This is a genomic window from Actinomycetes bacterium (assembly GCA_022396035.1).
Lineage (GTDB): Bacteria > Actinomycetota > Humimicrobiia > Humimicrobiales > Humimicrobiaceae > Halolacustris.
The window spans coordinates 1-25,508 of sequence record JAIOXO010000005.1 but is presented as its reverse complement, the minus strand read 5'-3'; the positions used below and the strand labels follow the sequence as shown (position 1 = coordinate 25,508).

Sequence of the window (25,508 nt, the reverse complement as noted above, 5' to 3'; positions counted from 1 at the left end):
CATAATATTTTTAAGGTATAATATATATAAACTATTAATTCAATAGAATTTATAGTTTATAGGTGAGACAATGAGTAAGAAATACGGTTTTGAGACCAGGGCTATACATCAGGGCTTTAAAAAAGATTCCACCGGTTCCAGAGCAGTGCCTATCCATCAGACCTCTTCCTATCTTTTTGAAGATACTGCTCATGCTGCAGACCTATTTGCATTGGATAAACCGGGTTATATTTATTCCCGTATTATGAACCCAACAGTAGAAGTCTTTGAAGAAAGAATAGCTTCTCTTGAACAAGGGGTTGGAGCTCTGGCAACTTCCTCCGGGCAGGCAGCAGAGACCCTTTCAATTCTAAATATCGCCGGGTCGGGAGACCAGATTGTATCTTCTTCTTCCCTGTATGGAGGAACCTTTACTCTTTTTGAACATACCCTGGCCAAACTGGGTATAGAGGTTAAGTTTATCAAACCTTCAGATCTTGAAGGTTTCGACAATGCAGTGGAAAAGAACACCAAAGCTATTTATGCTGAATCAATTGGAAATCCTAATCTTGATGTGCTGGATATAAAAGCTTTATCAGAGATTGCCCATAGCCACGGCATCCCTCTTATAATTGACAATACACTGGCCTCTCCATATTTGCTAAAACCTATAGAATGGGGGGCAGATATTGTTATACACTCTGCAACCAAATTCATATGCGGCAACGGGACTTCTATTGCCGGAGCAATCATTGACTCTGGAAAATTCAATTGGGACCAATCCGATAGGTTTAAATCGCTTAACCAGCCAGACCCCAGTTACCATGGCCTGGTCTATACCCAAAAGTTCGGCAATGCTGCCTTTATAACCAAAGCCAGGGTACAGATGTTAAGAGATATGGGTTCATGCCTGTCTCCGTTTAATGCTTTCCTTTTGCTGTTGGGCCTGGAAACCCTTTCCCTCAGGATGGAAAGACATAGTTCAAACGCCCTAACCGTGGCCAGATATCTGAATGATCATTCCCGGGTTAACTGGGTTAAATATCCGGGGCTGGATACACATCCTACCTACAGTTTAGCCAAAAAATACCTTGATAAGGGTTATGGGGCCATGGTCGGTTTTGGCATAAAGGGAGGCCTGGGTGCTGGTAAAAAATTCATAGAATCGTTAAATCTTTTTTCTCATCTAGCAAATATCGGGGATGCCAAATCCCTGGCCATACACCTGCTACCACTACCCATCAACAGTTAAGCTTAGAACAGAGAGAGTCTGCCGGTATAACTGATGACTTTATTAGGCTGTCGGTAGGGATTGAAAGCATACAAGATATAATTGATGATCTGGAACAGGCTTTAGAAAAGTCTGGGAGCTAGACTTCTTTTTCTAATTTCTCCTGTTTGGCCAGCATTTGCTTAAGGTTAATTGAGTCCAGTTTCATGTATATATCCTTGGTTATCTCAGCCCAAATTTCTTTACTTACGCACTCTCCATACCGGTAGCACAGTTGGGGGTCGTTTATACACTCTACCAAAGCTATGGGTCCTTCTACAGCCTCCACAATTTCTCTTAAAGTTATATTTTCCGGTTCCCGGGCCAGTGTGTATCCGCCATGGGCCCCGCGGGTGGATTTCACCAGTCCTGCAATTTTTAAGGGTATTATCAGCTGGGACAGGTATTTAAGGGATATGTCCTGGGCTTTGCTTATGTCCTTTAGAAATATTGGTCCCTGGTTGTGCCTGGAGGCAAGCTCAAGCATCAGCCGGGTGCTGTATCTTCCTCTGGTTGATATTTTCATAGTATTATAATCATATTATTAGTATTCTTATAGAAAAAGTATTGTATAATATAATTGCTTAATTGACAATTACTTAGGGTTATATTATTATTCCCTATAAATTCTATAGTATTAATAGTAATTATATGACAAAAAAGGAAATTATAAAAACCCAATATTTTGATGCTTACCCTTCCGGGCAGCCATTACGGCTGGAGTGTGGGAAGCAAATCTCGCCGGTAAGAGTAGCATATGAAACCTATGGCAGCCTGAACAGCAGCAAATCCAATGCCATAGTTGTATTCCATGCCCTGTCAGGCGATGCCCATGCAGCTTTTTTTAATTCCCCGGAAGATACCAAGCCGGGCTGGTGGGATTTTATGATTGGGCCAGGCAAGCCTTTTGACACTGATAAATTTTTCATAATTTGTGCAAATGTGCTGGGAGGATGTAAAGGATCAACCGGCCCCAGTTCTATAAACCCGGAAACCGGCAAGCCTTATGGTGTATCTTTTCCTCCTATCACTATTTCTGATATGCTCAAACCACAAAAGGAGCTCTTAAAGCACTTGGGCATTACCAAATTACTGGCAGTAGCAGGAGGCTCCATGGGAGGAATGTTGGCCCTGCAGTGGGCAAAAAGCTATCCAAATCAGACCGAAGCTGCAATATTTATTGCTACTGCTGCCAGCCATACAGCCCAGGCTATTGCTTTTAACAGCGTGGGCAGATATGCCATAATATCTGACCCCAACTGGAAAAGGGGCAACTATTATCCGCAAGAGAATAAACCCCTGGTAGGCCTTAAGATTGCCAGGATGATTGGGCATATAACTTATATTAGCCAGCAATCAATGCATCAAAAATTTGGCAGAAAAACTTATAACAACAAAGTAGAAGGTATAGATTTTTTAAAAGAATTTGAGGTGGAAAGCTATTTGCAATACAAGGGGGAATCCTTTGTAAAAAGATTTGATCCCAACTCCTACCTTTATATAACCAAGGCCATAGATGCTTTTAATATCTACGGTAAACATAGCAACCTGGCAGAAGCCCTTAAGGGAGTTAAGGCCAGATCTTTGGTTATCTCTTTTTCTTCTGACTGGTTGTATCCACAGCAGGAGTCTGCCAAGATAGTAAAGGCTTTAAAAATTAATGGACTGGATACCGCTTACTGCAATATTGAATCTCCTTTTGGCCATGATTCCTTTCTGCTGGATCTGCCAAAATTTAAGGATGCAGCCAGGGGTTTCCTTAATTCCTTGGGGAGCTGAAATGATAGATACAATTTTTCTAAAATGGGTGGATAAGAATTCAAAGGTGCTGGTGCTGGGCTGCGGATCAGGCCAGTTACAGCAACAGCTTATAGATAGAAAGGGTGCAAACTGCTTTGGTTTAGATATATCGGAGCAAAAGGTTGTTGCTGCATTGTCCAAAGGCCTTTCAGTAATCCAGGGAGATATTAATCAGGACCTAACTGATTACCCCCCCTCCTCTTTTGATATGGTATTGGCCCATGATATCTTGCAGTTAACCAACAATCCCAAGAAGATAATCAAAGACATATTAAGAATTGGGGATAAGGCTATAGTGAGCTTTCCAAACTTTGCCTATATAAAAATAAGGTTGTCTATTCTGTTTACCGGAAGAATGCCAAATACCAGGATACTACCCTATAAATGGTACGAAACCCCCAATATACACCTGTTTACGGTAAAGGACTTCCAGGAATTTTGCAGGGAAGAGGAGATTCAAATCCTGGATCAGAATTATACCGTTTTCCAGGGGAAAAAGTCAGTTAACTTTGTTCCCAATTTAACTTCAGAGTTTGCCTATTTTCTTATATCCAGCTCCGGTTAGCATTATTTTAACCATTGCTTTCCGGCCGGGCTTAAAATAATACAAGTGGCTGTTGCAGCTGCAGTCGGAGGCCCCAAATCGGTCTATCCCCTGCAGTTTATCCCTTAACCGCCTTGCTGTTTCACATTCTCCGCCCTTTTTCCAGTTTTTAGAATATATGGCTTTCAGAGCTGAATGGGGATTGTCTAACAAATAATCTATGTGCCAGTATAGTTTTTTTCCTTTTCTTGAATGCCTGGCCAGCCTTTTATCCATATTGCTTTTAGCCGATCCGATGTAGATATAGTAGCCCTGGCAAAAACTCAACCGCCCCAGCCTGCCCACCTTTTTTCTAACACTGGCCTCCAGGCTTATGATTAAACAATAATTACCACCCATTACTTTAACCTGATTAAAGTAACCAGTGCTTTGATGCAGGCTGTTTTTCCGGTTTTGGCAAAGGTAACTATAGGAATAATTTTTTTGGTTTGATGAGATGGGTAATGTAGGCTACAGCTCCATTTATCACCAATGTATTCTATTGCCATCTTGCTCAGGTCAGGGGCTGTTTTCTTTAACAGGGATACTACCTGGCTGAGGTTAGGAATCCATAAAAGATCTTTTTGGTCTATTTCAAAATTGGAGTCGTAGTTTGGGACCCACACCATGCATTTGGCATCATCTTTAAAACCTTTGTTTTTTTCCAGAAAAGAAAAAACTTCTTGAGATTTTATGAGAAACCTGTCTCCCGCATTCCAGGTACACAGGGCTTGTATTTCCTTAAGGCTACACAGTTTAATATATTTTTTGGACATTTCCATTTAACTATCCATCCTTATTCTATCCAGCAGTTCAGCAGCATGGTAGGATGAACGAACAAAGATTCCGCTTACTGCTGCTTTTAATCCCATTTTTTCAGCTAAATTGCCCACCTCTCTAAATTCTTGAGGGCTATAATATTTAATTACTTCTGTATTGCTGGCCGAAGGCCTAAGATACTGGCCTATGGTTACCATATCGCAGCCAGTACTTCTTATGTCTTCCAAAAGCTTTTTTATCTGTGATAAATTCTCTCCCAAGCCCAGCATAAATCCGGTTTTGGTATATATATTTTCCCTGCTTCTTTTTGCATTTTTTAATATATCTAGGGAGCTTTTATAACTTGCTTTGGGTCTGACACGGGCATAATTTCCTGATATGGTTTCAAGGTTATGATTCAATACTGTTATGTCTTCGGAAAGTATAGTTTCTAAGTCTGTTGCATCCCCCTTAAGATCAGGTATAAGACACTCTATATAACAGTCCTCATTCTTCTTCTTTATTTCCCTTATGGTAGCAGCAAAATGGCTGGCGCCGCCATCAGCAAGGTCGTCTCTGGTAACTGAGGTTAGCACCACATAGCGCAACCCCATTTTTTTTACAGCTTGAGCAATCTTTACTGGCTCTTCTTTATCCAAGGGCAGAGGTTTACCGGTGTCTACCCCACAAAAGGTACAATTTCTGGTACATCTGTCTCCCATTAACATAAAGGTAGCAGTTTTTCTGCTATAGCATTCAAAAATATTGGGGCACTTGGCACTCTGGCATACTGTGTTAAGATTGGACCCGCCGATCAGCTCTCTAATTTCAGATATGTTGGTATTATCAACTTTAATTCTCTTCTTTAGCCAATCAGGCTTTTTGCCCAACAATTTTACTGAAGATCCTTTCTAGGTCCTTTACTGAGCTAAAAGATATTTCTACCTTGCCTTTTTTCTTATTAACTTTAATTTTTACCGGGGCACCAAGGTGGAAAGACATCCTGTCGGATAATTGGGGCAGTTTTTTAAACTGGACATCTTTTACTCTCTTACGTTGCTGGGTCTGGCTGTTTTCCCGGTTTACCAGCTGCTCAATATCTCTTACGGTTAAGCTTTTTTTGATTATTAGATTTGCTAGATTTATCTGTTTCTGTTCTGACTCTAAAGTTAGAAGGGCCCGTGCATGACCTGCACTTATTTTTCCCTCATCTACTAATTTCTGAACCTGTACAGGTAGAGCCAGAAGTCTAAGGCAATTGGTTATGGCTGTCCTGCTCTTCCCTACTCTTTCCGACAGTTGGTCATGGGTTATTTTAAATTCTTCGACAAGTTGCTTATAGGTGAAAGCCAGTTCCATGGGGCTAAGGTTATCCCGATGTATGTTCTCAATTAGGGCCATCTCCAGTGATGAAATATCGTCTACACCAGAGGCTATAATGCTGGGAATACTGTCCAGTCCGGCAAGCTTGGAAGCCCGGTACCTTCTTTCCCCTGCTACTATTTCGTAACTGCCCTCCTGTCTGCCTGAAGTTCTTATTAATATGGGCTGTATTACTCCAAATTGTTTAATAGAAGCCGCCAGTTCTTCCAAAGACTGGTCTTTAAAATTCTGCCGGGGCTGATTTTTATTTGGTCTTATATGGGATAAAGGCACCTCCTGTACCTTGAATTTTTCATCCTGTTTGGTTTCTTCTTTACTGCTGGGTATAAGTGCGCTGAGCCCCTTACCCAATCCTCTTCTTGCCATTTTCTATCACTTCCTTCATCAAATTTTTATATGCAACTGATCCTTTGCAGCCAGAATCGTATATCATAATAGGCTGCCCGTAACTTGGCGCCTCACTTAATCTTACATTTCTGGGAATTATGGTGGTAAACAATTTTTTGTCAAAATAATTCCTTACTTCTTTTATTACCTCTTCTGCCAGCCTTGTCCTGGGATCATACATGGTCATCACTGCCCCGGTAATCTCCAGGCCTTCATTAAGGTTGTTTTTAACCAAATTAATGGTGTTGATAAGCTGTCCCAACCCCTCCAATGCATAGTACTCACATTGAATTGGGATCAGAACTTCCCGGGCTGCGGTAAGAGCATTGATGGTTAACAGGCTCAGCGCAGGAGGGCAATCTATTATTATATACTGGAATTGGTCTTTTATCTTATCAATAGCTTTATCTAATTTATATTCTCTTTTCATGCTGGAAACCATTTCTACTTCTGCGCCAGCTAGTTCTATTGAGGAAGGAATCAGTTTAAGATGGTCAAACTCGGTTTCCATTATAACCTGGTTGGGATCCTGGTCTTCTATGAGTATGTCATAAATAGAACTGTTTATATTTTCCGAATTTATCCCCAGACCGCTGGTAGAGTTACTCTGAGGGTCCATATCCACCAGCAAGGTATTAAGGCCTTCCATTCCCAAAAAAGCCGCAAGGTTAACCGCAGTAGTACTTTTTCCTACTCCGCCTTTTTGATTGGCAATTGCTATGATCCTGCATTCCTGATTGAAAAAGTTTTCCTGTTCTTTCTGTTTGGATTTAGTGAACACTTTTTTAAAGAATTGCATAATTACACAAATACATAATTGATTGCAAAATTAACCCCTTTTTATCTTAGCAAAGTTTCTTGGATATTCGGCCGGCGTTTTTGATACTTTCCCTATTTCCAATAAAGCCCTGAACTCGTTAAGTCCATCTACTTCTACCTGGTGAATTTGCCTTATTTTACCTCCCAATTTCTCAATCATCCCTGAGCTACTATTAATTTCTTCGAACACCTTCCTGCTTTTATAAAATATAATTTTACCATTTATTTTACAAAATGGAATTGCCAATTCTATTAATATCTTGAAACTGGTAACTGCCCTGGCCAATACTGTTTCAAATCCTTGCCGGTATTTATGTTCTCTTGCTAAGAGTTCCGCCCTTCCTCTTATTATCTCTACATTTTGCCAGGGACTGATCAGGGCGGCCTGGTTTAAAAATTTTGTTTTTTTCAGAGACTTTTCCAACAGGAAAAACCGGCAGTGAGGAAGATAAAAGGAAAGCAGCATCCCCGGCAATCCACCCCCGCTTCCGATATCCAGGATGCAGGTGGCTTCTTTAAAAAACTTCTGTCTATACTGAAGTATGGACAGGCAATCTAAGAAGTGGCGTATAACTATTTCCTGCTTGTCCCTGGTTCCCATTAAATTCAATTTTTGGTTCTGTTGGTATAAAAGATTAAGGTATTTTATAGTGGGGGTTAACATTGAGGCTTCGGCCTCTATTCCCATTTTTTGCAGGTAATTGTTAATAACATATTGGTAATCCAAAGCTTATCTTCCTTTCAAAGCCACCATCAGTACTGATATATCTGCAGGTGAAATACCCGCTATCCTTGATGCCTGTCCCAGAGTATTAGGCTTAATTTTTGACAGTTTCTCCCGGGCTTCATAGGTTAGTCCTTTTAATTCATAATAATCTATCCGGGACGGCAGCACAAAGCTGTCCAGGTTTTTTAGTCTCTTTATATCTGCCAGTTGCCGGCTAATATATCCTTCATATTTTACACTTATTTCTACCTGTTCCAGCACCCGGGGGTGATAATCATTCTTAGATATTCCCGAAGCACGCAAAACCTGGCCTACTTTTAGCTCTGGTCTTTTTAATAGATCATATGCAATAATGGAAGCCGATTTTTTATTTTTCCAGGTATCTTTTATATTTATAGACTTCAACTTTTCAATTAGCTCTTTTATTTCAATTTGATTTTTTAACACCTGCTCATGTTGGGTTTTATCCAGGAGTCCAATCCGGTAACCATGCCCTGCCAGCCTGAGGTCTGCATTATCAGACCTCAGCAGCAGCCTGTATTCTGCCCTGGAAGTGTACATGCGGTATGGTTCCACCAATTCCTTGGTTATTAGGTCATCTATCAGGACCCCTGTATAGCTATTATCTCTGGTTAATATAAGTGGCTGGTCCCCTTTTATTTTCAGTGCTGCGTTAACTCCGGCTACAAACCCCTGAACTGCTGCTTCTTCATAACCTGAAGTGCCGTTTATCTGGCCTGCAAAATAAAGGTTTTCTACCAGCTTTGATTCCAGCGTATAGTTAAGCTGATTGGGTATAAGGTAATCATATTCCACTGCATAACCTGGCCTTATAATGGACGCGTATCTTAAGCAGTCAATGGTATTAACTATTTTTTGCTGTATGCTAAAAGGCATGCTGGTGGTTAGCCCCTGAAGATACATTTCATTTGTATACACCCCTTCAGGCTCTATAAAAACAGGGTGTTTTTGTTTATCCGGAAAATTTATAACTTTTCTATCAATAGAAGGACAGTGCCTGGGCCCATGGGTATCCACCATTCCTGTTTTAATTGGAGAGTGCTGGATATTTTTGGCTATGGTTTTATGAGTCTCTTCATTGGTATAAGTAAGGTAGCTGGAAATATTGCTGTTATTATCAGCATTTCCCTTACTCCAAAACGAAAACCGGCCGGCATCATTGTCTCCCGGACTTTCTACGGCAGCAGAAAAATCAATGGTTCTTTTATCTATCCTGGGCGGTGTTGCTGTCTGGAACCGGTCCATTTTAAACCCCATACCTATTAGATTTTCAGTTAATTTCATGGCCGGGTATTCGCCCATCCTGCCTGCGCTGTAATCCTTGTCCCCTAATATTGTTCTACCCCTTAAAAATGTTCCACTGGTAACTACCACCGCTTTAGACCCAAACTCTAAGCCGTCTCCGGTAATTACTCCCCCTATTCTCCCTCTATTGTTTATTAACCGGGATACTGTACCCTGTTTTATTATAAGATTGGGGGTATTTTCAAGGATCTTCTTCATTTCAATTTCATATTCTTTTTTATCTATCTGTGCTCTTAGAGCCTGAACTGCAGGCCCCTTCTTTCGGTTTAAGACTTTAAACTGTATGCCTGTTTTATCAGCGGTTTTGCCCATCTGGCCCCCCATTGCGTCCAATTCTTTCACCAGCTGGCTCTTACCCACTCCTCCAATAGCCGGATTACAGGGCATTAGAGCAATTTTATCCAGATTTATGGTAATCAGTAATGTACTTAAATTCAGTCTGGCTCCGGCCAGTGCTGCCTCGCAACCTGCATGTCCGGCTCCAACCACAATAAGATCATAAAACAATTAAATTCCCCCTATGTTTCACGTGAAACATTTTTAAGATAACACAATAAAGCAAAAATATCAGCGGAGCTTACGCCCTCCATATTTTTAGCCTGCCTCAAGGTTGAAGGCATCTTTTCTTTTAAGCTTTTCTGTCCTTCATTGGAAATATTATTTATTCTTTCGTAATCAATTTTATCCGGTATTTCGAAGTTTAGGCTATTGGTTATCATATTTATATTTTTCTTCTGTCTATCTATATAGTGTTTATATTTAGCTTCAATATAGGCTGTTTCCATTTCTTCCGGATTTAATTTATACTTCTCCCCCAACTTTTGTCCCTCCCTGGCTAAGAAATCCTCATATGTCTGGCCTAACTCATAGTTTGGTGACCAAAGCTGGTCCACCAAGGCTGCTATTCTTTCATACTTTTCTTCAATTTTATCTGCCTTTTGGTTAAATCCTAATTTTTTCAAATATTTACTCATCCTGTAATCAGCATTGTCATGCCGGTGGAAGAGCCGGTACTCATTCCTGGAAGTAAGCATCCTGTAGGGTTGAGTTACTCCCTTGGTAACCATATCATCTATTAATACCCCTATATAGCCGTCTTCTCTTTCAATAACCATGGTCGGCTTATTTTTAACATACCGCCCAGCATTTATACCTGCCAGACAGCCCTGGGCAGCTGCCTCTTCATAACCGGTGGTTCCGTTAATCTGACCGGCATAGAATAATCCCTGATGGATTTTGCTCTCCAGGCTCGGCTTTATTTGGTAGGGCAGTATATAATCATACTCAACACCATACCCGGGCCTGGTAATTACTGCTTGCTGTAACCCTTTTAACCTTTCTAAAATTCCTTTTTGTATATCCTCTGGAAAAGTAGTCATCAGCCCATGAAGATACATCTCGTTGGTATCCATGCCCTCTGGCTGTATAAAGATCAGGTGCCGCCTTTTATTTGGGTATCTCAGGATCTTTTCTTCTATGGAAGGACAGTACTTGGGGCCTTCTGCCCGGTCTGGTTTATTTATAAAGGGAGCTTTTTTGAGATTATACTTAATGTAGTCTATTGCTTCTTTTTCTACATAAGTAATGTAATTATCAATCTGTTTTCTTTCTATATTGGAGCTGTGGTAAGAAAACATGCTGGGGTTTTTATCATAATGCTGGATTGCAAGGCAATCTATATCAATAGTTTTTTTATCTACCCTGGGTGGGGTATCAGTTTTCAACCTACCAAACCTTATCCCCATTTTTTCCATATTCTGAGGCAATCTATTGGATGGAATCTCCCCTTGTCTTCCTGCTTCAACCAGATTATTGCCCCAGAATATTTTACCCCTGAGAAATGTTCCATTACTCAATACCACTGATTTTGCCTTATACCAGCTGTTATCACTGGTCTTAACCCTGTAAGCTCCTTCACATTTTTCAATATCTGTAACCAGAGCCTGCCTTAGCTGTAAACTACTATGGTTTTCCAGCACTCTTTTCATCTCCAAAAAATATCTTCTCTTGTCTACAATAGCCCTTAGTGTTCTTACAGCTGGCCCTTTTGATGTATTGAGCATTCTTATATGTATGTAGGTCTTATCTGTATTTTTTGCCATTTCTCCACCCAATACATCAATTTCTCTTACCATCTGCCCTCTTCCCGGGCCGCCAATAGCACTGTTACAAGGCATAGAAGCTATGCTGTCCATATTTATGCTAATCAACATGGTCTTGGCATCCTGCTTTGCAGCCGCAATAGCGGCCTCGCAGCCTGCATGGCCTCCACCTATTACTATAACCTCGTACATAATTACCCCTGATGTTTCACGTGAAACATTTCGCCAAATTTTCTAATAACATTAGATTTTGTCATTATTTTCCTATACAAAACTGTGAAAATATCCTATCCAGCACCTCATCGCTGGCAGTTTCTCCGGTTATTTCTCCCAATAGATCATTAGCAACCCTTAAATCTGCTGCCGGAAACTCCTCTGAAAGTTGTTTTTTCATTGCCTCTTCAGAATTTTTTAGTAGCTCACCTACTTCTTTCAGCAGTGATTTATGCCTGCTGTTTACTACAATCATTTCCTCCAGGCTAAACTCTGCCTTTCCCATTATCATTTCTTTGATTTTTTCTTCCAGGCTATCTATGCCCAGGTTTTCTGTAGCCGAAACTTCTACTATATTCTGATCTAAACAATTACTCTTAAGGTCCTTTTCGGTAATGTTTTTTCCTAAATCTATCTTATTTATAACCCCAATTATTTCTTTATCTTTAACCTTTTCAATTATTTCCCTGTCTCTCTGGTCCAGTTTTTTACTTCCATCCACTACTACCATTACCAATTCCGCCTCGTTTATGTGTTTTAAACTTCTCTCTACCCCTATTTTTTCTATCTTATTGCTGGTTTTTCTTATTCCTGCAGTATCCACAAGTATAAGAGGTATTCCACTTATATAGATTATTTCTTCTACTGCATCCCTGGTGGTTCCGGGTATGGGGGTTACTATTGCTTTTTCTTTCCTTATCAACAAATTAAGCAGGCTTGATTTTCCAACATTCGGCTTTCCTACAATTGCTACCTTTACTCCATTTTTTATAATTTCACCCTTTTCTTCATCTACGATCAATTTATCTATTTGTTTTCTAATATTTGCTACCTCCATGCTTAACTCACTATAGGGAGTAAGCTCTAAATCTTCCTCTATGAAATCTACCGATGCCTCCAGCTGCGCCAACACTTCTATTATCCTCTGCCTTATTTCTTTAATAGCGGTTCCTGATTCACCGTCTATATTCTTGGCCGCAATCCTCAGACTCTCTTCGGTCTTGGATCTAATCATCTCTATTACTGCTTCAGCCTGTGATAGATCAATTCTTCCATTAATAAAAGCTCTTTTAGTAAACTCCCCCGGCTCGGCTATCCTTGCCCCCTGGCTTAAACACAATTCCAGCACTTTGGATGTAGGGATTATTCCACCATGGGTGTTTATTTCTACCACATCTTCTCTGGTGTAGGAACGGGGAGTTCTCATAACCGATAGAATCACCTCATCCAAAGCACGGTCATCCTGGTCCACTACATGCCCATAAGCTATAGAAAAACTTTCCATATCCTTTACCCTTTTCCCCGAAGCCGAACGGAATATTTTATCCGCAATAGCTATGGTTTGTGCTCCGCTTATCTTTACTATCCCTATAGCGGCCTCCCCTGGTTTGGTGCCAATAGCTGCAATTGTATCTTGATCTGATCTTAACATTTCATTACCTGTCTTTTGCTATCTATATAATATTATTTTTGCCTAAAATCAAGCAACCATAAAAAAATGGCACCCTTTAGGTGCCATCTGAATTAATTTTTCTTTAGTTATTAACCCTGTTCCTGCACCGGATAAATTACAATCCTTCTATAGGGTTCCCTGTTTTTGCTTACTGTTTTTATGTTCTTGAAATTGGCCAGGGCATTGTGTATTATCTTTCTTTCATAAGAGCCCATAGGCTTCAACTTTACTTTCTTGCCTTCCTCTATTGCCTTCCTGGCCATCTTTATTGCTGTTTTCTTCATCTTTTCCGCTTTTTTCTTGCGGTAATCCTTTATGTCTATAATCACACTCTTATCCACCAGTTTTTTTCTAGCTGCAATCAGGTTTACTATGTGCTCAAGTGCTTCCATATTTTTTCCATTTCTGCCTATAGCCATCCCCAAGTCCCGGCCATAAACCGATATTTTCATATCTCTGATATCGGACTCAACCCTAACATCTTCACCAATACAGATAATTTCTACCACTTTCTTTATTATTCTCTCCAGCTTCTCCATGCCGGGGCTTTCTTCAGGTTCGGGGGTTTCCTTCCAGTTATTGTGTTCTACAAGCTTTCCATTTTCCTGTTCCCGTTTCAGTGATTCAACAAATGTGTCCAGGGCATCTTCCATCTTTTTATCATCCATGCTGCCAACACCTCGCTTGTTATTTCTTCTTCCTTCTTTTTTTTCTTTTCTTTCCGGTTATTACTTTCTTTTCCTCCGGGGACAGCTTCTTCTCTTCGGCCTGTGGTTTCTCTTCTTCTTTCTGCTCCAGTTCCTGGTCTCCTCTTCTTATCCATTTATTTACCAGCCACTGCTGGCCTATGGTCCACACATTGGTAGTTGCCCAGTATACCAGTATACCTGAGGGAAGGGTTATGGAAATAAAGCCAAAAACAACCGGCATTATATAAGTGATGGTGGATTGTTTGGGATCAGTATTGGTCATCCGGGTAGACAGGAACATGGTTACCACCATAAGTATAACCATAATAAAGTAAGGGTCGGGCCAATTTAAATTCATCCATAAAAACTCAAAGGTTCCTACTATATCAGTTACCCTCTCTGTGGGCTCTCTCAAGGTTCGGAACAGTGCAAAAAATATGGGCATTTGAAGCAATAGGGGCAGACACCCGGCCAATGGATTTACATTATTCTGCTTGTAAAACTCCATTGTTTTTTCCTGGATCTTCTGTTTATCGCCCTTGTATGCCTTCTGTATTTCTTTAAGCTTAGGCTGCATCTTCTGCATCTTAGCCATAGACTTAGTCTGGCTTAGAGTTAGGGGGGTCAGCACTATTCTTACTATAATCGTCAACAATATAATTACTACACCATAATTCTGTACTACATTCTGGTACAGAAAAACGATTATATACTCTAATACGGTCTGAATGGGACTTAATAATTCCAATATCTGGCTCAAGCTAAAATACCTCCCTTTATATTATTTAACTGGATCATATCCACCTTTATTGAAAGGATTACATCTTAATATCCTGTATATTGCTTTCATACTACCTTTTAGTACACCAAACTTATATAGTGCGTCTATGGCATATTGAGAGCAAGTAGGGTAAAACCTGCAGCTGTCGGGCAGGATTGGAGACAGAATTTTTTTGTATCCTTTTATAATAAAAATAACTATTGTTTTCATGGTTTGCTTATAACGGTTGCGATTGCTTAATTAAAAGAAGATAATGCATGGTATATTGATTGTTTAATCTGTCCGTAGGTAGCACTAACAGATTCCTTCTTGGCTATTATTAACAGGTCCAATCCCTTTTTTGTTAAATCACATTTCCTCAGCAATTCTTTTATTATCCTTCTTATCCTGTTTCTAACCACAGCATTACCAATATATTTGCCGGTGCTTATACCGGCCCTGATCATCAACTGATCATTTTCCAGAGCATAGATTGTAAAATATCTGCTCTGTTTTCTTTGTCCCTGTTTGTATAATCTATTAAATTCACTTTTCCTTTTAATAGTCTCAAAACGCATTAAGCAGTTAGCTTCTTTCTACCTTTCCTTCTTCTATTGGCGATTACCCTGCGCCCGGCCTTGGTTTTCATCCTGGCCCTAAATCCATGAACCTTTTTTCTTTTCCTTACGTTTGGTTGGTATGTCCTTTTCATATTTTATCCTTAAGTAACCTGTTTTCAATCAAGTTTTAAATTATACATTTTAATCTTTCTAATATCAAGGCTGGTACCCAGCCTGTTTTCCTCAAACACTTGTTCTTGCTTAACACCTTCTGTGAAAAGCTTTTTTGCTCCTGTTAATAATACAGTGGAGTTTTTCAAAATCAAGTAGAATTTTCCAATAAGTTTTCAACAGCTGTGGAAAATAATGTTAATAACTCAAAAAACACCACTGTATGGGCTTTCAATACCTGTTGATTTGATTATATTTTTCTCTTTTAATGTTCAATTTTCCTTATATTGCCGCTAACTTTTTTTGAATATCTGTTGTTAATAACTTGCCTGGTTGAAAAGATGTTGAAAAGATTGATTGATAAAAACACCCTAAATTTATATAATTCTGTTTGTTATTAGAAACTAGATCCTTTTTTTATGGCAGACGAATCAGTCAACCCAAACAGAAAATCTGAGGTTTATATACCGGTAAGGATAGCCATATATGATAATATGCGCAGCATCCCCAGGATAGTTGAACTAAGTTTTGATAATGTTAAGGATTTTATAGACGAGACCTCACAAAAAACCTACACTCTCTCTCACCAAGCGGGGGGGCAAATTCCCTATACTATTATCAGGGAAATCGTTGAAAATCTAATACATGCAGATTTCCGGGAAACCATTATTACCATCACTGATAATGGAAACCATATTATAGTATCTGATCAGGGCCCGGGGGTCGATGATAAAGACAAAGCTTTTTTACCCGGCTATACTTCTGCAACCCGGAAAATGAAAGAATACATAAGGGGAGTAGGGTCCGGCCTGCCTATTGTAAAAGAAACCATAACCTTTTCCGGAGGATCCATTGATATAACCGATAACTTAAAAAAAGGTACTGTGGTTTCATTAAAAATTGAAAACCAGGACCAGGCACCAGAGCAGCAACCTGTTGCTGCAAAAAATTCCGAGGATAAACAAGACCAGGAAAAGGAATTTGCCAATATTGATTTAAGCCTCCGGCAAAAACAAATACTGTCTTTAGTTTTAGAGATGGACGAAGCAGGGCCATCTAAAATTGCCAAGGAACTAAATTTTAGTCTTTCCACTTCATACCGAGAACTTATTTATCTGGAAAAACAGAAACTTCTTAATTCCAGCAGCTCGGGTAAAAGGAGATTATCTTCAAGGGGAACGAAATATCTTGAATATTATTCAAATAGTTTTTAATATAAGCATATCATGATAGATATAAACGATTCCTGGAAATTGGTACTAGAAGACATAAAGGGGAGTATAAACACCCCCACTTTCAAAACGTGGTTTGAGAATATATACCCGGTGTCTTTTAAAAAAAACTGTTTAACCATTTCTGTTAACAGCCATTTTGCAAAAGAATGGCTCGAAACAAGATATGTAGAAATACTTTCTAGTTCTATTAAAAAAAATATTAGTAAAGATTGTACTTTTAAAATTGTAGTTACCCCCGGCGAAGAGTCTTCTTACCCCGAACCTGACTCTTTTACCCGGGCCCCTGCTAAAAATAAAAAGCCCAAGGCTACCACTTCCAGGTTCAATCACAAATACACTTTTGAGACTTTTGTAATTGGCAGCGGTAACCGTTTTTCCCATGCCGCCGCTCTTGCAGTAAGTGAAAACCCGGGGAAAGCCTATAATCCTCTTTTCATCTATGGGGGAGTAGGGCTGGGGAAAACCCATCTGCTCCATGCTATTGGCCAGTATATGGCACAGCTTTATCCCGACCTTACGGTTACCTATGTTTCTGCAGAAAAATTTTTAAATGATTTTGTAAATGCCCTGCGGGATAAAACAGTGCTTTCTTTTAAGGACCATTACCGCAACTCCGACGTGTTGCTGGTTGATGATATACAGTTTTTAGAAGAAAAAGAAGCCAGCCAGGAAGAATTTTTTCATACTTTTAATGCCCTCCATGACACCAACCGGCAGATAGTCCTTTCCAGCGACCGTAAACCCAAGGATATCTCAACTCTGGAAGAAAGGCTCCGGTCCCGGTTTGAATGGGGCCTGGTTACCGATATCCAGCCGCCTGATTTTGAAACCCGTTTTGCTATTTTAAAGAAATACTCTGATAGAGAAAAAATAGTGGTGTCTGATGATATATTGAGTTTGATCGCCAGTAAAATCTCCTCCAATATAAGGGAGCTGGAAGGAGCGCTTACCCGGGTGGTGGCTTTTGCCTCCCTAACCCGGTCCAAGCCCGATGTGGATATAGCAAAAAATGTTCTAAAAGATATACTTCCCGAAGACAGCAGCCATAAAATAACTATGCAGCAGATTATAAAGGAAGCATCCAAATACTTCTCTATCCCGGTTAATACTATTACCGGGTCAAAAAGAAGCAAGTTTGTTTCCCATGCCCGGCAGCTGGCTATGTATCTTTCCCGGGAGCTTACCAGTAACTCTTTACCCAAGATAGGCAATGCTTTTGGCAACCGGGATCATGCTACGGTTATTTATGCCATATCCAAGATATCAGATCTTATGAACAAGGATGAACAGGTGTACAAACAGATACAGCAGGTAACCAATAATATTAAAAATAATCCTTAAAAACATTACCTGTTGATAACCTGTTTAAAACCGCCCTTTTTTATAAACAATTTTTTTTAATACCGTTGATAACTTCTGGTTTTTTTCTTACAGTTTATAAACCTGCTAATTATAAATAGTTATCAACTTTATTTCCCACAGCCTCTTTCTGGCTATTGCTGTCAAAGGTATGGTTTCTAACAGTTTTAACACCCCCTATGATTACTATTAAGTTATTTAAATAATTAAGTATATATAATAGAATGGTTTATAAGTTAACCATTTATATTAAAGAGGTTAAAAATGAAAATAGAAACCACCAGAACCGATCTGCTCAATTGTATCATGTTTGCCAGCAGAGTCATTTCTTCCAAGAACACCAATTATGTATTAAGCGGTTTGATGATGGAAGCTGATCAGGAGCTGAATGTTTACAGCACAGATCTGGAAACCAATATAAGAACCAGCATCAAAGCCAAGATAATAGATAAGGGAAAACTGGTCGTTCCCTCCAGGATTCTATTAAACATATTAAAAAATTTTCCAGAATCCAAAGTGGAGCTGGAATTTAACCAGGAAACCAACCAGTTAAAAATAACCTGCCAGAAGGCAGCATTTAATTTAAACACCTTCCCCCTGGAAGAATTTCCCCAGTTCCCTGAAATAAAAAAAGATAACTCTTTCTTTATAGATATAAAAAAATTTAAAAAACTGGTAAACAAAACCCAGAGGTCCGTATCCAATGATGAGGGCAGGGTTATACTAACCGGGGTTCTGTGTGAGATAAATAACAGTATTTTAAGAATGGTGTCCACCGACAGCTACCGGCTATCCTTTATTGAAGAAAAACTAAAAGACCTAAAAGATAATACTTCAGTGGTAATACCGGGCAAAGTTTTGGACAATATAACCAAAACTGAAACCGATGACGGAAAACTGGAAATAAATATTGAATCAAGCCAGATAAGTTTTGGCATAATGGATAAAAACGGATTTAAAGCCACTATTGTATCCAGGCTGCTTACAGGTAAATTCCCAGATTATAAACAACTTATTCCAAAAAATATAAAACACAACATCCTGGTGGACAGAGAAAAACTTTTGGAAGTGGTAAAAAGAATTTCTTCCATATCACAGGACAATATTCCCATCAGCCTGGAACTTGTTGATGGGAACATGAAAGTGTTTATGGACATAAAAGAGGTGGGAAGCTCCAGTGAAGACTTTAAAGTACCTTATGGCGAGGAGAAAATAAGCATAGCTTTTAATCCCCAGTTCTTAATAGACGGTATTAACATGATAGAAGGTAAAAACATAATACTGGGGGTAGAAGAATCCCTTAAACCGGTTCTATTGAAACAGGAACAAAACGAAAACCTTTTTTATTTGCTAATGCCCATAAGGATATCTTAGACCAAGGAAAACTATGGACATCCTGAATATCTCTATAATAGGCGCAGGCAGAGTGGGCTCGACCATGGCCTATTTGTTTAAAAGGAAAAAAAACAGCATAGTAAAACTTAAAGCAATATCCAGCAGGAGCCAGCAATCACTTAACAGGGTAAAAGAGCTTTTGGGGTCTGGCCGCCAGGACATAAACTATACCCTGGACAACATAGAGGCAGCCAGAGATACTGACTGTCTGTTTATATCCACTCCCGATGATCTGATTAAAAAGGTTTGTGATGAAATATTTTCACAGATAAGTGATTACCGGGGCAGGTATGTAATACACTTTAGCGGTTCCAAAAAACTGGGAGTACTGGCATCGGCAAAAGAAGCAGGGGCTTCTTTAGGGTGTATGCACCCGGTAAAATCTTTTGCTTCAGCAGAGCAGGCTATTGCTACTATGGAGAAAACTGTGTTTGGCCTGACTTATTCAGATGATAGGGCCGAAAAACTCTTACAACACCTGGTAAAAAAACTGAAGGGCAGCTTTATAGAAGTTGAGGATAGTAAAAAACCACTCTACCATGCGGCTTGCTGTGTTGTATCCAATTACCTGGTAGCCCTTTTTGATTATGCTGCAGACCTTGCCCTTAAGATAGGTATAGAGAACAGGCAGGCAGTAGATGCTCTAATGGGGCTGGCAGAAGGAACATTAAAAAACATTGGCAGAATGGGGACCCAAAAATCATTAACCGGCCCTATCGCCAGGGGAGACAAAGGCACTGTGACCGAGCACCTGGAGAACTTAAAAAAACATGGTTGTAATGAAGACATATACAGGGTTATGGGTAAAAAAGCTGCGGGGATTGCCCTTGATAATCAGTGGCTTGAACCAGAAACCTACAAAATATTAATTTCAATAATGGAGGATGAATCCAGGCAATGAGTCAAACAAAAATAAATGTTAATACATTAATGGAAATGAAGAAAAGCGGCGAAAAAATAACCATGCTGACCGCTTATGATTTCCTTATGGCTTCTCAACTGGACCAATGCGGTATAGACCTTATACTGGTGGGTGATTCTGTGGGCAATGTATTGCTGGGATATAAAAACCCCATACCGGTAACCATGGAAGAGATGCTCCATCATTGCAAAGCGGTAAGACGGGGAGTAAAAAACGCCATGGTAATTGGTGATTTACCCTTTATGTCTTACCAGGTAAGTGCAGAGAAGGCAGTGACCAACGCAGGAAGACTGGTTAAAGAGGCTGAAGTGGAAGCAGTAAAACTGGAAGGGGGACAAGAAGTCTGCCCGGTTATAAAAAAGATGGTGGATGCGGGTATACCGGTAATGGGACACCTGGGATTAACCCCTCAATCCATAAACAAGCTGGGAGGTTATGGCATAAGGGGAGAAGGAGAGGAAGAGGCCGTCCAAATTATTGCCGATGCCAAAAAGCTGGAATCGGCAGGAGTATTTTCCCTGGTACTGGAAAAAGTTCCGGCCAAACTGGCCAGAGAAATAACTGGAAGTCTTTCCATACCCACCATTGGTATAGGTGCAGGTGTTGATTGTGACGGCCAGGTACTGGTAACCCATGACATGCTGGGAATGTTTGAAAAGTTTAAACCCAAATTTGCCAAAAGATATGCTGAGCTGGCCACACAGATGAAAGATTGCTACCACCAGTACATACAGGAAGTAAAACAAAAGAAATTTCCTTCCCAGGAGCACAGCTATTAGTTATGGAAACCATAACCAGCATTAAACAGGCCAAAAAAATTACGGAAGACCTCAGACTCAAGGGTAAGAGCATAAGTTTTGTACCCACCATGGGCTATCTTCACCAGGGACATTTAAGCCTTATGAAAAAGGCAGGTAAACAATCAGACATACTGTTTATAAGCATATTCGTAAACCCCCTGCAGTTTGGTCCCTCTGAAGATTTCAAAAAATACCCCAGGGATTTAAATCGGGATTCAGAATTAGCACAGGGAGCAGGGGTAGATTATCTATTCAATCCTCGGGGCAGGGATATGTATGGACCCGGCTTTAAAACCATGGTTAGTGTAAAGGATTTGGACCAGGCGATGTGTGGAAAATACAGGCCGGGCCATTTTAATGGAGTATGTACAGTAGTGCTCAAGCTGTTTAATATAATAAAGCCTCACCGGGCATATTTTGGGCAAAAAGACTACCAGCAGTTGATAATTATAAAGAGAATGGTAAGTGACCTCAATCTGGATATAGAAATTATTGCCGGAAAAACAGAGAGGGAAGAAGATGGGCTGGCAATAAGCTCAAGGAATGTATATCTGGACCGGCAGCAGAGGTCAAATGCTCCCTTACTGTATAAGAGCTTAAGGGAAGCAAAGAAAATAGTTAAACAAAACCGGGATCTGGAGGCGGCCCGGGAAAGGGCCATACAAATGCTTAGGGATAATGAGTCTGTGGAAAAGATTGATTACTTTGATTTAAGAGATTCAGAAACCTTAGAGCCTGCTCTGGATACTGGCACAAAAAATGATATACTTATCGCTGCAGCCATATGGATGGGCAAAACCAGGCTGATAGATAATATAATAGTAAAGGGTAAAAATTGAATATAAATATATTAAAAAGCAAAATACACCGGGCCAAAGTAACTGATGCCAACATACATTATACGGGGAGCATCACTATTGACAGGGAGCTAATGGACCATGCCAACCTGGTTGCCTATGAAAAAGTACTGGTGGTGAGCCTGGACAGTGGACAAAGGCTGGAGACCTACGTTATTGAAGGTAAAAAAGGCAGCAGAGAAATATGTTCTAATGGCGCAGCTGCCCGCAGGATAATTAAAGGTGACCGGATAATAATTATGTCCTTTGCTTCTATTGATTGCCAGAAAGCCGGGGATTTCAAACCCAAGGTAGTAACCCTTGACGAAGAGAACCGGATAATTGATGAAGAATACCATGTAGACGAATATGACCAATGCTAGATATATACTGGCAGCATTTTTAATCATGTCTGTTGTGGTCTTAGCTTCCTGCAGTCAGGGCCAGGAAGTTAGGCAGCAAGGACCAGCTGTTCCAGATATCAGCAATCCCTCTGCCCTGCACTATTTTGATTACCACAGTATTATCCTGGACAAAACCACTGCTATTGGCCTGGAGATAAAAAATCTTAATCTATATCTGGATATGTATGGAACCCTTACAGTACTGGGAGAGGTACAGAATACATCAGCATTAGTAAAATCTAACATAGCTATTACTCTGGATTTCTTTGATAACCAACAGAAGTTACTGTTTTCAACAGAGTATCCCGGGCAGGTAAAATACCTGTTGCCGGGCAATTCCCTCCCGTTTTGCCTGTATGTAGACCAGAAAGATAAATACATAGACATAGCCCGGGTGAAGGCGGGGGTTAACTACCAGGATTACCACAGCCAGTTTAAGGGTAATCCGGTGCTGCAGCAGGAAAAATATTATTATCAGGGAGATTATTTGATAATAGAGGGGCAGCTTATTAATCTGGGTCAGGCCGAGGTGAAAGATCTGCTATTGCTCTGCACCTTCTATAATCAGATGGACAAAGTAGTTTTTGTAAAAAAATGTTATTTACCCCGGACAAGCCTTGGCCCCCGGGCCAGACAAAAATTTGAATTGAAATTGTTGCTGGATACCTATCTGCCGGAATTTACCCATCACCGCTTTTCCGTATTTTTTAAGGATGCCATAGGGGGAGAAGCTTAGAGCCATTCCTTATGTTTAAAATACATAAACATGCCCAGGGCCAATAATGCCAGGAAGGATATAATTATAATAAAAGCAAAGGCATTATTTTCCAGAGGCAGGCTTACATTCATGCCATAGAGGCCGGTAATAAAGGTAAGAGGTAAAATAACCACTGAAAAAATGGTTAAGATACGCATGATGTCATTAATCTTGTTGGAAAGAAGCGACTGGTGAGCCTCATGTATGCCTTCTATAAGTTCTTTGTAATTTTCTAGGGTATCCCATATTTTTTCAATGTGGTCTACCAGGTCACTGAAGTAAACTTCAAGCTCATCGATTAAAAACTCCATGTCTTTTATCTCTAAAGTTTTAAGCAGTTTCCTCTGAGGAAAAATAATGTTGCGGAAGGTGAGAATATTGGTTCTTATCCTTAGTATGTCCCTAACATTCTTATTGCTAACTTTTTTAAATATCTCATCTTCTACATTCTGAATATTCCTGTAAATTTTATTGAGTATGGGAAAGCTGTAATCAATTAAGGCATCTATTATCCGGTGAAGCAGGTAGCCGGAGCCCACAGTCAGGGTAGAATGCTTTTCTACTATATTGGCCCAGGTATTCTGGATGGGCTTGCATAATCCCTGATGGACGGTCACTAAGTAATTTCTTCCTATAAATATATTTACGGTAAAGGGAACCAGTTTGCGGGTCTGCTTTATAAAAAATGGTATATGCATAACCAGAAACATGTAATCGTCATATTCATCAAGCTTGGGTCTTTCTATTACTGACAGGCAGTCCTCAATATCCAGGGGGTGGAACTTAAAGTCATCCAGCAAAAACTGCATTATTTCCCGGCTGGGGTTTTCTATGTCTACCCAGATAAGATATTGCTGGTTATTTATGTAAGGGGCAACCTCTTCAAGCTTAAGATCCTGCATTATTTTTTTTGCACTCTTGTCAAAAACCATTATTTTCATGGCATCACCCCTTGATCCGGTAAGCATGTAATAAGTATCTCATAATAATATTTAAAAATATATATATTTTAAAAAAAGGGTTTACCCTTTTGCAGACCGGAATTTAAAAATTCGAGAGTCTTTATAGAATAAAATGCTATTTTATAACAAAAGATTTGTCAAAATTTTTTAAAAGAAAGGTTGGGTAAATATTTTGCTAAAAAATTACCATAAATGTTGATAATATATATTCAACAACAAAAAAATCAAGGAGATATGATGAATATAGAAGAAAAATATAGTTATGGGGAATGGCAGAACTGTATAAAAATGGAAAATAAAGAAATTGAACTGATATGTACCACCGATGTCGGCCCCAGAATAGTATGGTTTAGTTTAAGGGGTAACCAGAACATGTTCAAGGAGTTTAAACAGGAGCAGGGCAAAACCGGAGGACAGCAATGGAGAAGTTACGGCGGACACCGGCTCTGGCACAGCCCGGAGGCCAAGCCCCGTACCTACTATCCAGACAATGAAACAGTTGATTATGAGATTGAAAATCAAAAGGTAAGGCTTATCCAGAATACCGAACCTACCACCGGAATGCAAAAGCAAATGGAAATAACCTTTTTGGGCCAAAACCAGGTAAGAGTAGTTCACCGGATAACCAACCATAATTTATGGGACATAAGATTTGCCCCCTGGAGTATTACGGTTATGAATACAGGAGGCAGGGCCATAATTCCCCAGGAACCTTTTGTGGATTGGGAAGAAAGGCTGACCCCGGTAAGGCCCATTGCCTTATGGGGTTATACCGATATGTCCGATTCAAGATGGTTGTGGGGGAAAAAATATATACAATTGAAACAGGATCCCCAGAAAAGAACCAAGCAAAAACTAGGAGTATTAAACACCCTGGGGTGGATGGCCTATGTATTGGGGAAACAGGTATTTGTTAAAAAGTATGATTACAGACCTGATAATATGTATCCTGATTTTGGAGTAAACAATGAGTTTTATACCGACTCTGATATTTTGGAGATGGAAACTCTGGGAAGCTATGAATCAGTAGCCGGGGAGGATTATGTTGAGCATACCGAATACTGGCACTTGTTTAAGGCCGAGATTGGGACCGAAGAAGAATCGATAGATAAAAATCTGATTCCTCTTCTAAACAGGATATAATTAAAATATTTAGCCGGTTTATCCCTGATGAAGTAAAATGGCTGTAAGGTATGATTATGTTTTACGGCAAACCATGATTATTTGAGGATAATTCATGTATATTAAGCCATCTTTTTCATAGGGGGAAAACCCGGTATGATTGGTACCCAGGTCTTCTTTTATCAATTCCCTTATTTTTTGGTCATCTCCTTTATTGGGAAAAGAATTGGCTAACTGATCTTCCAGTTCTCTGGGGAGTTTATAGTATTTGTTTTCTATGTTCTTCAATCCTGATTTTTGGGCTAAATCCAAGAATTGCCGGGGGGTAAGGGCTTTAGTGGTAGAAGGGTCTCGAAGTTTTTCTACCCGGTTATAGCCTTTCTGGCTTTCCGGTAAAGGGGCTACGTCAACTATGGTTACTGTGCCGTCCGGTTTGCATACCCTTTTCATCTCCATCAGGGCTTTAAAGGGGTGAAGCAGGTGGTGGAAGGAGTACCTGGTTATTACCACCTCAAAGGAGTTGTCCTGGTAGGGTAGTGTATATATGTCTCCAATCTCCCATGAAACATTTTTTATGTTTTTTCCCTGCTGCAGCTGTTTTGCCCTTTTTATCATGTCGGGCACCTTGTCAATTCCTGTAACCTGTTTGGCCTGTTCTGCTATAGCCAGAGCCAGGATGCCCGGGCCGCAAGCAACATCCAGTACTGTGTCTTGCTCACCTATAGCGGAGGTTTT

The 25,508-nt window shown here is 40.0% G+C and carries 28 protein-coding genes and 1 pseudogene; 12 read left to right on the top strand and 17 right to left on the bottom strand.

Going from position 1 to position 25,508, the window contains the following annotated elements; all coding sequences use genetic code 11:
* Positions 1-70 precede the first annotated feature (70 nt).
* A pseudogene (locus tag K9H14_02845) lies at positions 71-1,353 on the top strand (O-acetylhomoserine aminocarboxypropyltransferase/cysteine synthase).
* Here K9H14_02845 and K9H14_02840 read toward each other — a convergent pair.
* Positions 1,350-1,775, bottom strand: a complete 426-nt coding sequence (locus K9H14_02840) for an Rrf2 family transcriptional regulator (GenBank protein ID MCG9479127.1) — start codon at positions 1,773-1,775, stop codon at positions 1,350-1,352. The pseudogene K9H14_02845 and the gene K9H14_02840 sit on opposite strands and share 4 nt — an antisense overlap.
* Positions 1,776-1,900: 125 nt before the next feature.
* Between K9H14_02840 and K9H14_02835 the strand changes: the two genes are divergently transcribed.
* A complete protein-coding gene (locus K9H14_02835) occupies positions 1,901-3,028 on the top strand; it encodes a homoserine O-acetyltransferase (GenBank protein ID MCG9479126.1) in 1,128 nt (375 codons plus the stop codon).
* Between the two features lies 1 nt (position 3,029).
* Positions 3,030-3,614 (top strand): methionine biosynthesis protein MetW, encoded by a 585-nt coding sequence (gene metW, locus K9H14_02830; protein ID MCG9479125.1) that lies wholly within the window; start codon positions 3,030-3,032, stop codon positions 3,612-3,614.
* Here metW and K9H14_02825 read toward each other — a convergent pair.
* The 14 genes from K9H14_02825 to rpmH form a co-directional block, all read right to left on the bottom strand.
* Entirely contained in the window at positions 3,576-3,992 is a 417-nt protein-coding gene (locus tag K9H14_02825) for a GIY-YIG nuclease family protein (protein ID MCG9479124.1), read from the bottom strand. The two genes, metW and K9H14_02825, sit on opposite strands and share 39 nt — an antisense overlap.
* Positions 3,992-4,414, bottom strand: coding sequence for a hypothetical protein (locus tag K9H14_02820; protein ID MCG9479123.1), 423 nt, complete (start codon positions 4,412-4,414; stop codon positions 3,992-3,994). Before K9H14_02820 ends, K9H14_02825 begins: the two co-directional genes overlap by 1 nt.
* Positions 4,415-5,284, bottom strand: coding sequence for a lipoyl synthase (gene lipA, locus K9H14_02815; protein ID MCG9479122.1), 870 nt, complete (start codon positions 5,282-5,284; stop codon positions 4,415-4,417).
* Positions 5,265-6,140 carry a ParB/RepB/Spo0J family partition protein gene (locus K9H14_02810; protein MCG9479121.1) on the bottom strand — a complete coding sequence of 292 codons (876 nt, stop codon included), beginning with the start codon at positions 6,138-6,140 and terminating at the stop codon, positions 5,265-5,267. Before K9H14_02810 ends, lipA begins: the two co-directional genes overlap by 20 nt.
* A complete protein-coding gene (locus K9H14_02805) occupies positions 6,118-6,960 on the bottom strand; it encodes an AAA family ATPase (GenBank protein MCG9479120.1) in 843 nt (280 codons plus the stop codon). The genes K9H14_02810 and K9H14_02805 overlap by 23 nt, the downstream gene beginning before the upstream one ends.
* Positions 6,961-6,990: 30 nt before the next feature.
* Complete coding sequence (rsmG, locus tag K9H14_02800) at positions 6,991-7,707, bottom strand: 16S rRNA (guanine(527)-N(7))-methyltransferase RsmG (GenBank protein ID MCG9479119.1); 717 nt, start codon at positions 7,705-7,707, stop codon at positions 6,991-6,993.
* A 3-nt stretch (positions 7,708-7,710) separates the two neighbouring features.
* Positions 7,711-9,540: a tRNA uridine-5-carboxymethylaminomethyl(34) synthesis enzyme MnmG gene (gene mnmG, locus K9H14_02795; GenBank protein MCG9479118.1), complete on the bottom strand. Its 1,830-nt coding sequence runs from the start codon at positions 9,538-9,540 to the stop codon at positions 7,711-7,713.
* 11 nt (positions 9,541-9,551) lie between these two features.
* Entirely contained in the window at positions 9,552-11,327 is a 1,776-nt protein-coding gene (gene mnmG / locus K9H14_02790) for a tRNA uridine-5-carboxymethylaminomethyl(34) synthesis enzyme MnmG (protein MCG9479117.1), read from the bottom strand.
* A gap of 64 nt (positions 11,328-11,391) precedes the next feature.
* Positions 11,392-12,780: a tRNA uridine-5-carboxymethylaminomethyl(34) synthesis GTPase MnmE gene (gene mnmE / locus K9H14_02785; GenBank protein MCG9479116.1), complete on the bottom strand. Its 1,389-nt coding sequence runs from the start codon at positions 12,778-12,780 to the stop codon at positions 11,392-11,394.
* A 110-nt stretch (positions 12,781-12,890) separates the two neighbouring features.
* A complete protein-coding gene (locus K9H14_02780; GenBank protein ID MCG9479115.1) occupies positions 12,891-13,469 on the bottom strand; it encodes a KH domain-containing protein in 579 nt (192 codons plus the stop codon).
* Between the two features lie 19 nt (positions 13,470-13,488).
* Complete coding sequence (locus K9H14_02775) at positions 13,489-14,250, bottom strand: YidC/Oxa1 family membrane protein insertase (GenBank protein ID MCG9479114.1); 762 nt, start codon at positions 14,248-14,250, stop codon at positions 13,489-13,491.
* A gap of 21 nt (positions 14,251-14,271) precedes the next feature.
* Entirely contained in the window at positions 14,272-14,481 is a 210-nt protein-coding gene (gene yidD / locus K9H14_02770) for a membrane protein insertion efficiency factor YidD (protein ID MCG9479113.1), read from the bottom strand.
* Between the two features lie 26 nt (positions 14,482-14,507).
* On the bottom strand, positions 14,508-14,828 hold the full coding sequence (gene rnpA, locus K9H14_02765) for a ribonuclease P protein component (protein ID MCG9479112.1): 321 nt from the start codon (positions 14,826-14,828) through the stop codon (positions 14,508-14,510).
* On the bottom strand, positions 14,828-14,962 hold the full coding sequence (gene rpmH, locus K9H14_02760; GenBank protein MCG9479111.1) for a 50S ribosomal protein L34: 135 nt from the start codon (positions 14,960-14,962) through the stop codon (positions 14,828-14,830). The genes rnpA and rpmH overlap by 1 nt, the downstream gene beginning before the upstream one ends.
* Before the next feature lie 438 nt (positions 14,963-15,400).
* On the opposite strand from rpmH, the gene K9H14_02755 reads away from it, so the two are divergent.
* The 8 genes from K9H14_02755 to K9H14_02720 all read left to right on the top strand — a co-directional run bounded on the left by K9H14_02755 (position 15,401) and on the right by K9H14_02720 (position 22,668).
* Entirely contained in the window at positions 15,401-16,195 is a 795-nt protein-coding gene (locus K9H14_02755) for a histidine kinase (GenBank protein MCG9479110.1), read from the top strand.
* A 12-nt stretch (positions 16,196-16,207) separates the two neighbouring features.
* On the top strand, positions 16,208-17,557 hold the full coding sequence (dnaA, locus tag K9H14_02750; GenBank protein ID MCG9479109.1) for a chromosomal replication initiator protein DnaA: 1,350 nt from the start codon (positions 16,208-16,210) through the stop codon (positions 17,555-17,557).
* Positions 17,558-17,839: 282 nt separating this feature from the next.
* Complete coding sequence (gene dnaN, locus K9H14_02745) at positions 17,840-18,949, top strand: DNA polymerase III subunit beta (protein MCG9479108.1); 1,110 nt, start codon at positions 17,840-17,842, stop codon at positions 18,947-18,949.
* Positions 18,950-18,962: 13 nt separating this feature from the next.
* Positions 18,963-19,871, top strand: coding sequence for a DUF2520 domain-containing protein (locus tag K9H14_02740; GenBank protein MCG9479107.1), 909 nt, complete (start codon positions 18,963-18,965; stop codon positions 19,869-19,871).
* A complete protein-coding gene (gene panB / locus K9H14_02735) occupies positions 19,868-20,671 on the top strand; it encodes a 3-methyl-2-oxobutanoate hydroxymethyltransferase (protein ID MCG9479106.1) in 804 nt (267 codons plus the stop codon). Before K9H14_02740 ends, panB begins: the two co-directional genes overlap by 4 nt.
* A 2-nt stretch (positions 20,672-20,673) precedes the next feature.
* On the top strand, positions 20,674-21,531 hold the full coding sequence (panC, locus tag K9H14_02730) for a pantoate--beta-alanine ligase (GenBank protein MCG9479105.1): 858 nt from the start codon (positions 20,674-20,676) through the stop codon (positions 21,529-21,531).
* A complete protein-coding gene (locus K9H14_02725) occupies positions 21,528-21,911 on the top strand; it encodes an aspartate 1-decarboxylase (protein MCG9479104.1) in 384 nt (127 codons plus the stop codon). The genes panC and K9H14_02725 overlap by 4 nt, the downstream gene beginning before the upstream one ends.
* The gene (locus K9H14_02720) at positions 21,898-22,668 is read left to right on the top strand and encodes a hypothetical protein (protein ID MCG9479103.1); all 771 of its coding nucleotides are present in this window, start codon (positions 21,898-21,900) and stop codon (positions 22,666-22,668) included. Before K9H14_02725 ends, K9H14_02720 begins: the two co-directional genes overlap by 14 nt.
* Here K9H14_02720 and corA read toward each other — a convergent pair.
* A complete protein-coding gene (gene corA / locus K9H14_02715) occupies positions 22,665-23,657 on the bottom strand; it encodes a magnesium/cobalt transporter CorA (GenBank protein ID MCG9479102.1) in 993 nt (330 codons plus the stop codon). The genes K9H14_02720 and corA overlap by 4 nt on opposite strands.
* Before the next feature lie 228 nt (positions 23,658-23,885).
* Here corA and K9H14_02710 point away from each other — a divergent pair, with 228 nt between their 5' ends.
* Positions 23,886-24,794, top strand: a complete 909-nt coding sequence (locus K9H14_02710; GenBank protein ID MCG9479101.1) for a hypothetical protein — start codon at positions 23,886-23,888, stop codon at positions 24,792-24,794.
* 54 nt (positions 24,795-24,848) lie between these two features.
* Here the strand turns inward: K9H14_02710 and K9H14_02705 are convergent.
* On the bottom strand, positions 24,849-25,508 hold a 660-nt coding region (locus tag K9H14_02705), incomplete at its 5' end, for a class I SAM-dependent methyltransferase (protein MCG9479100.1).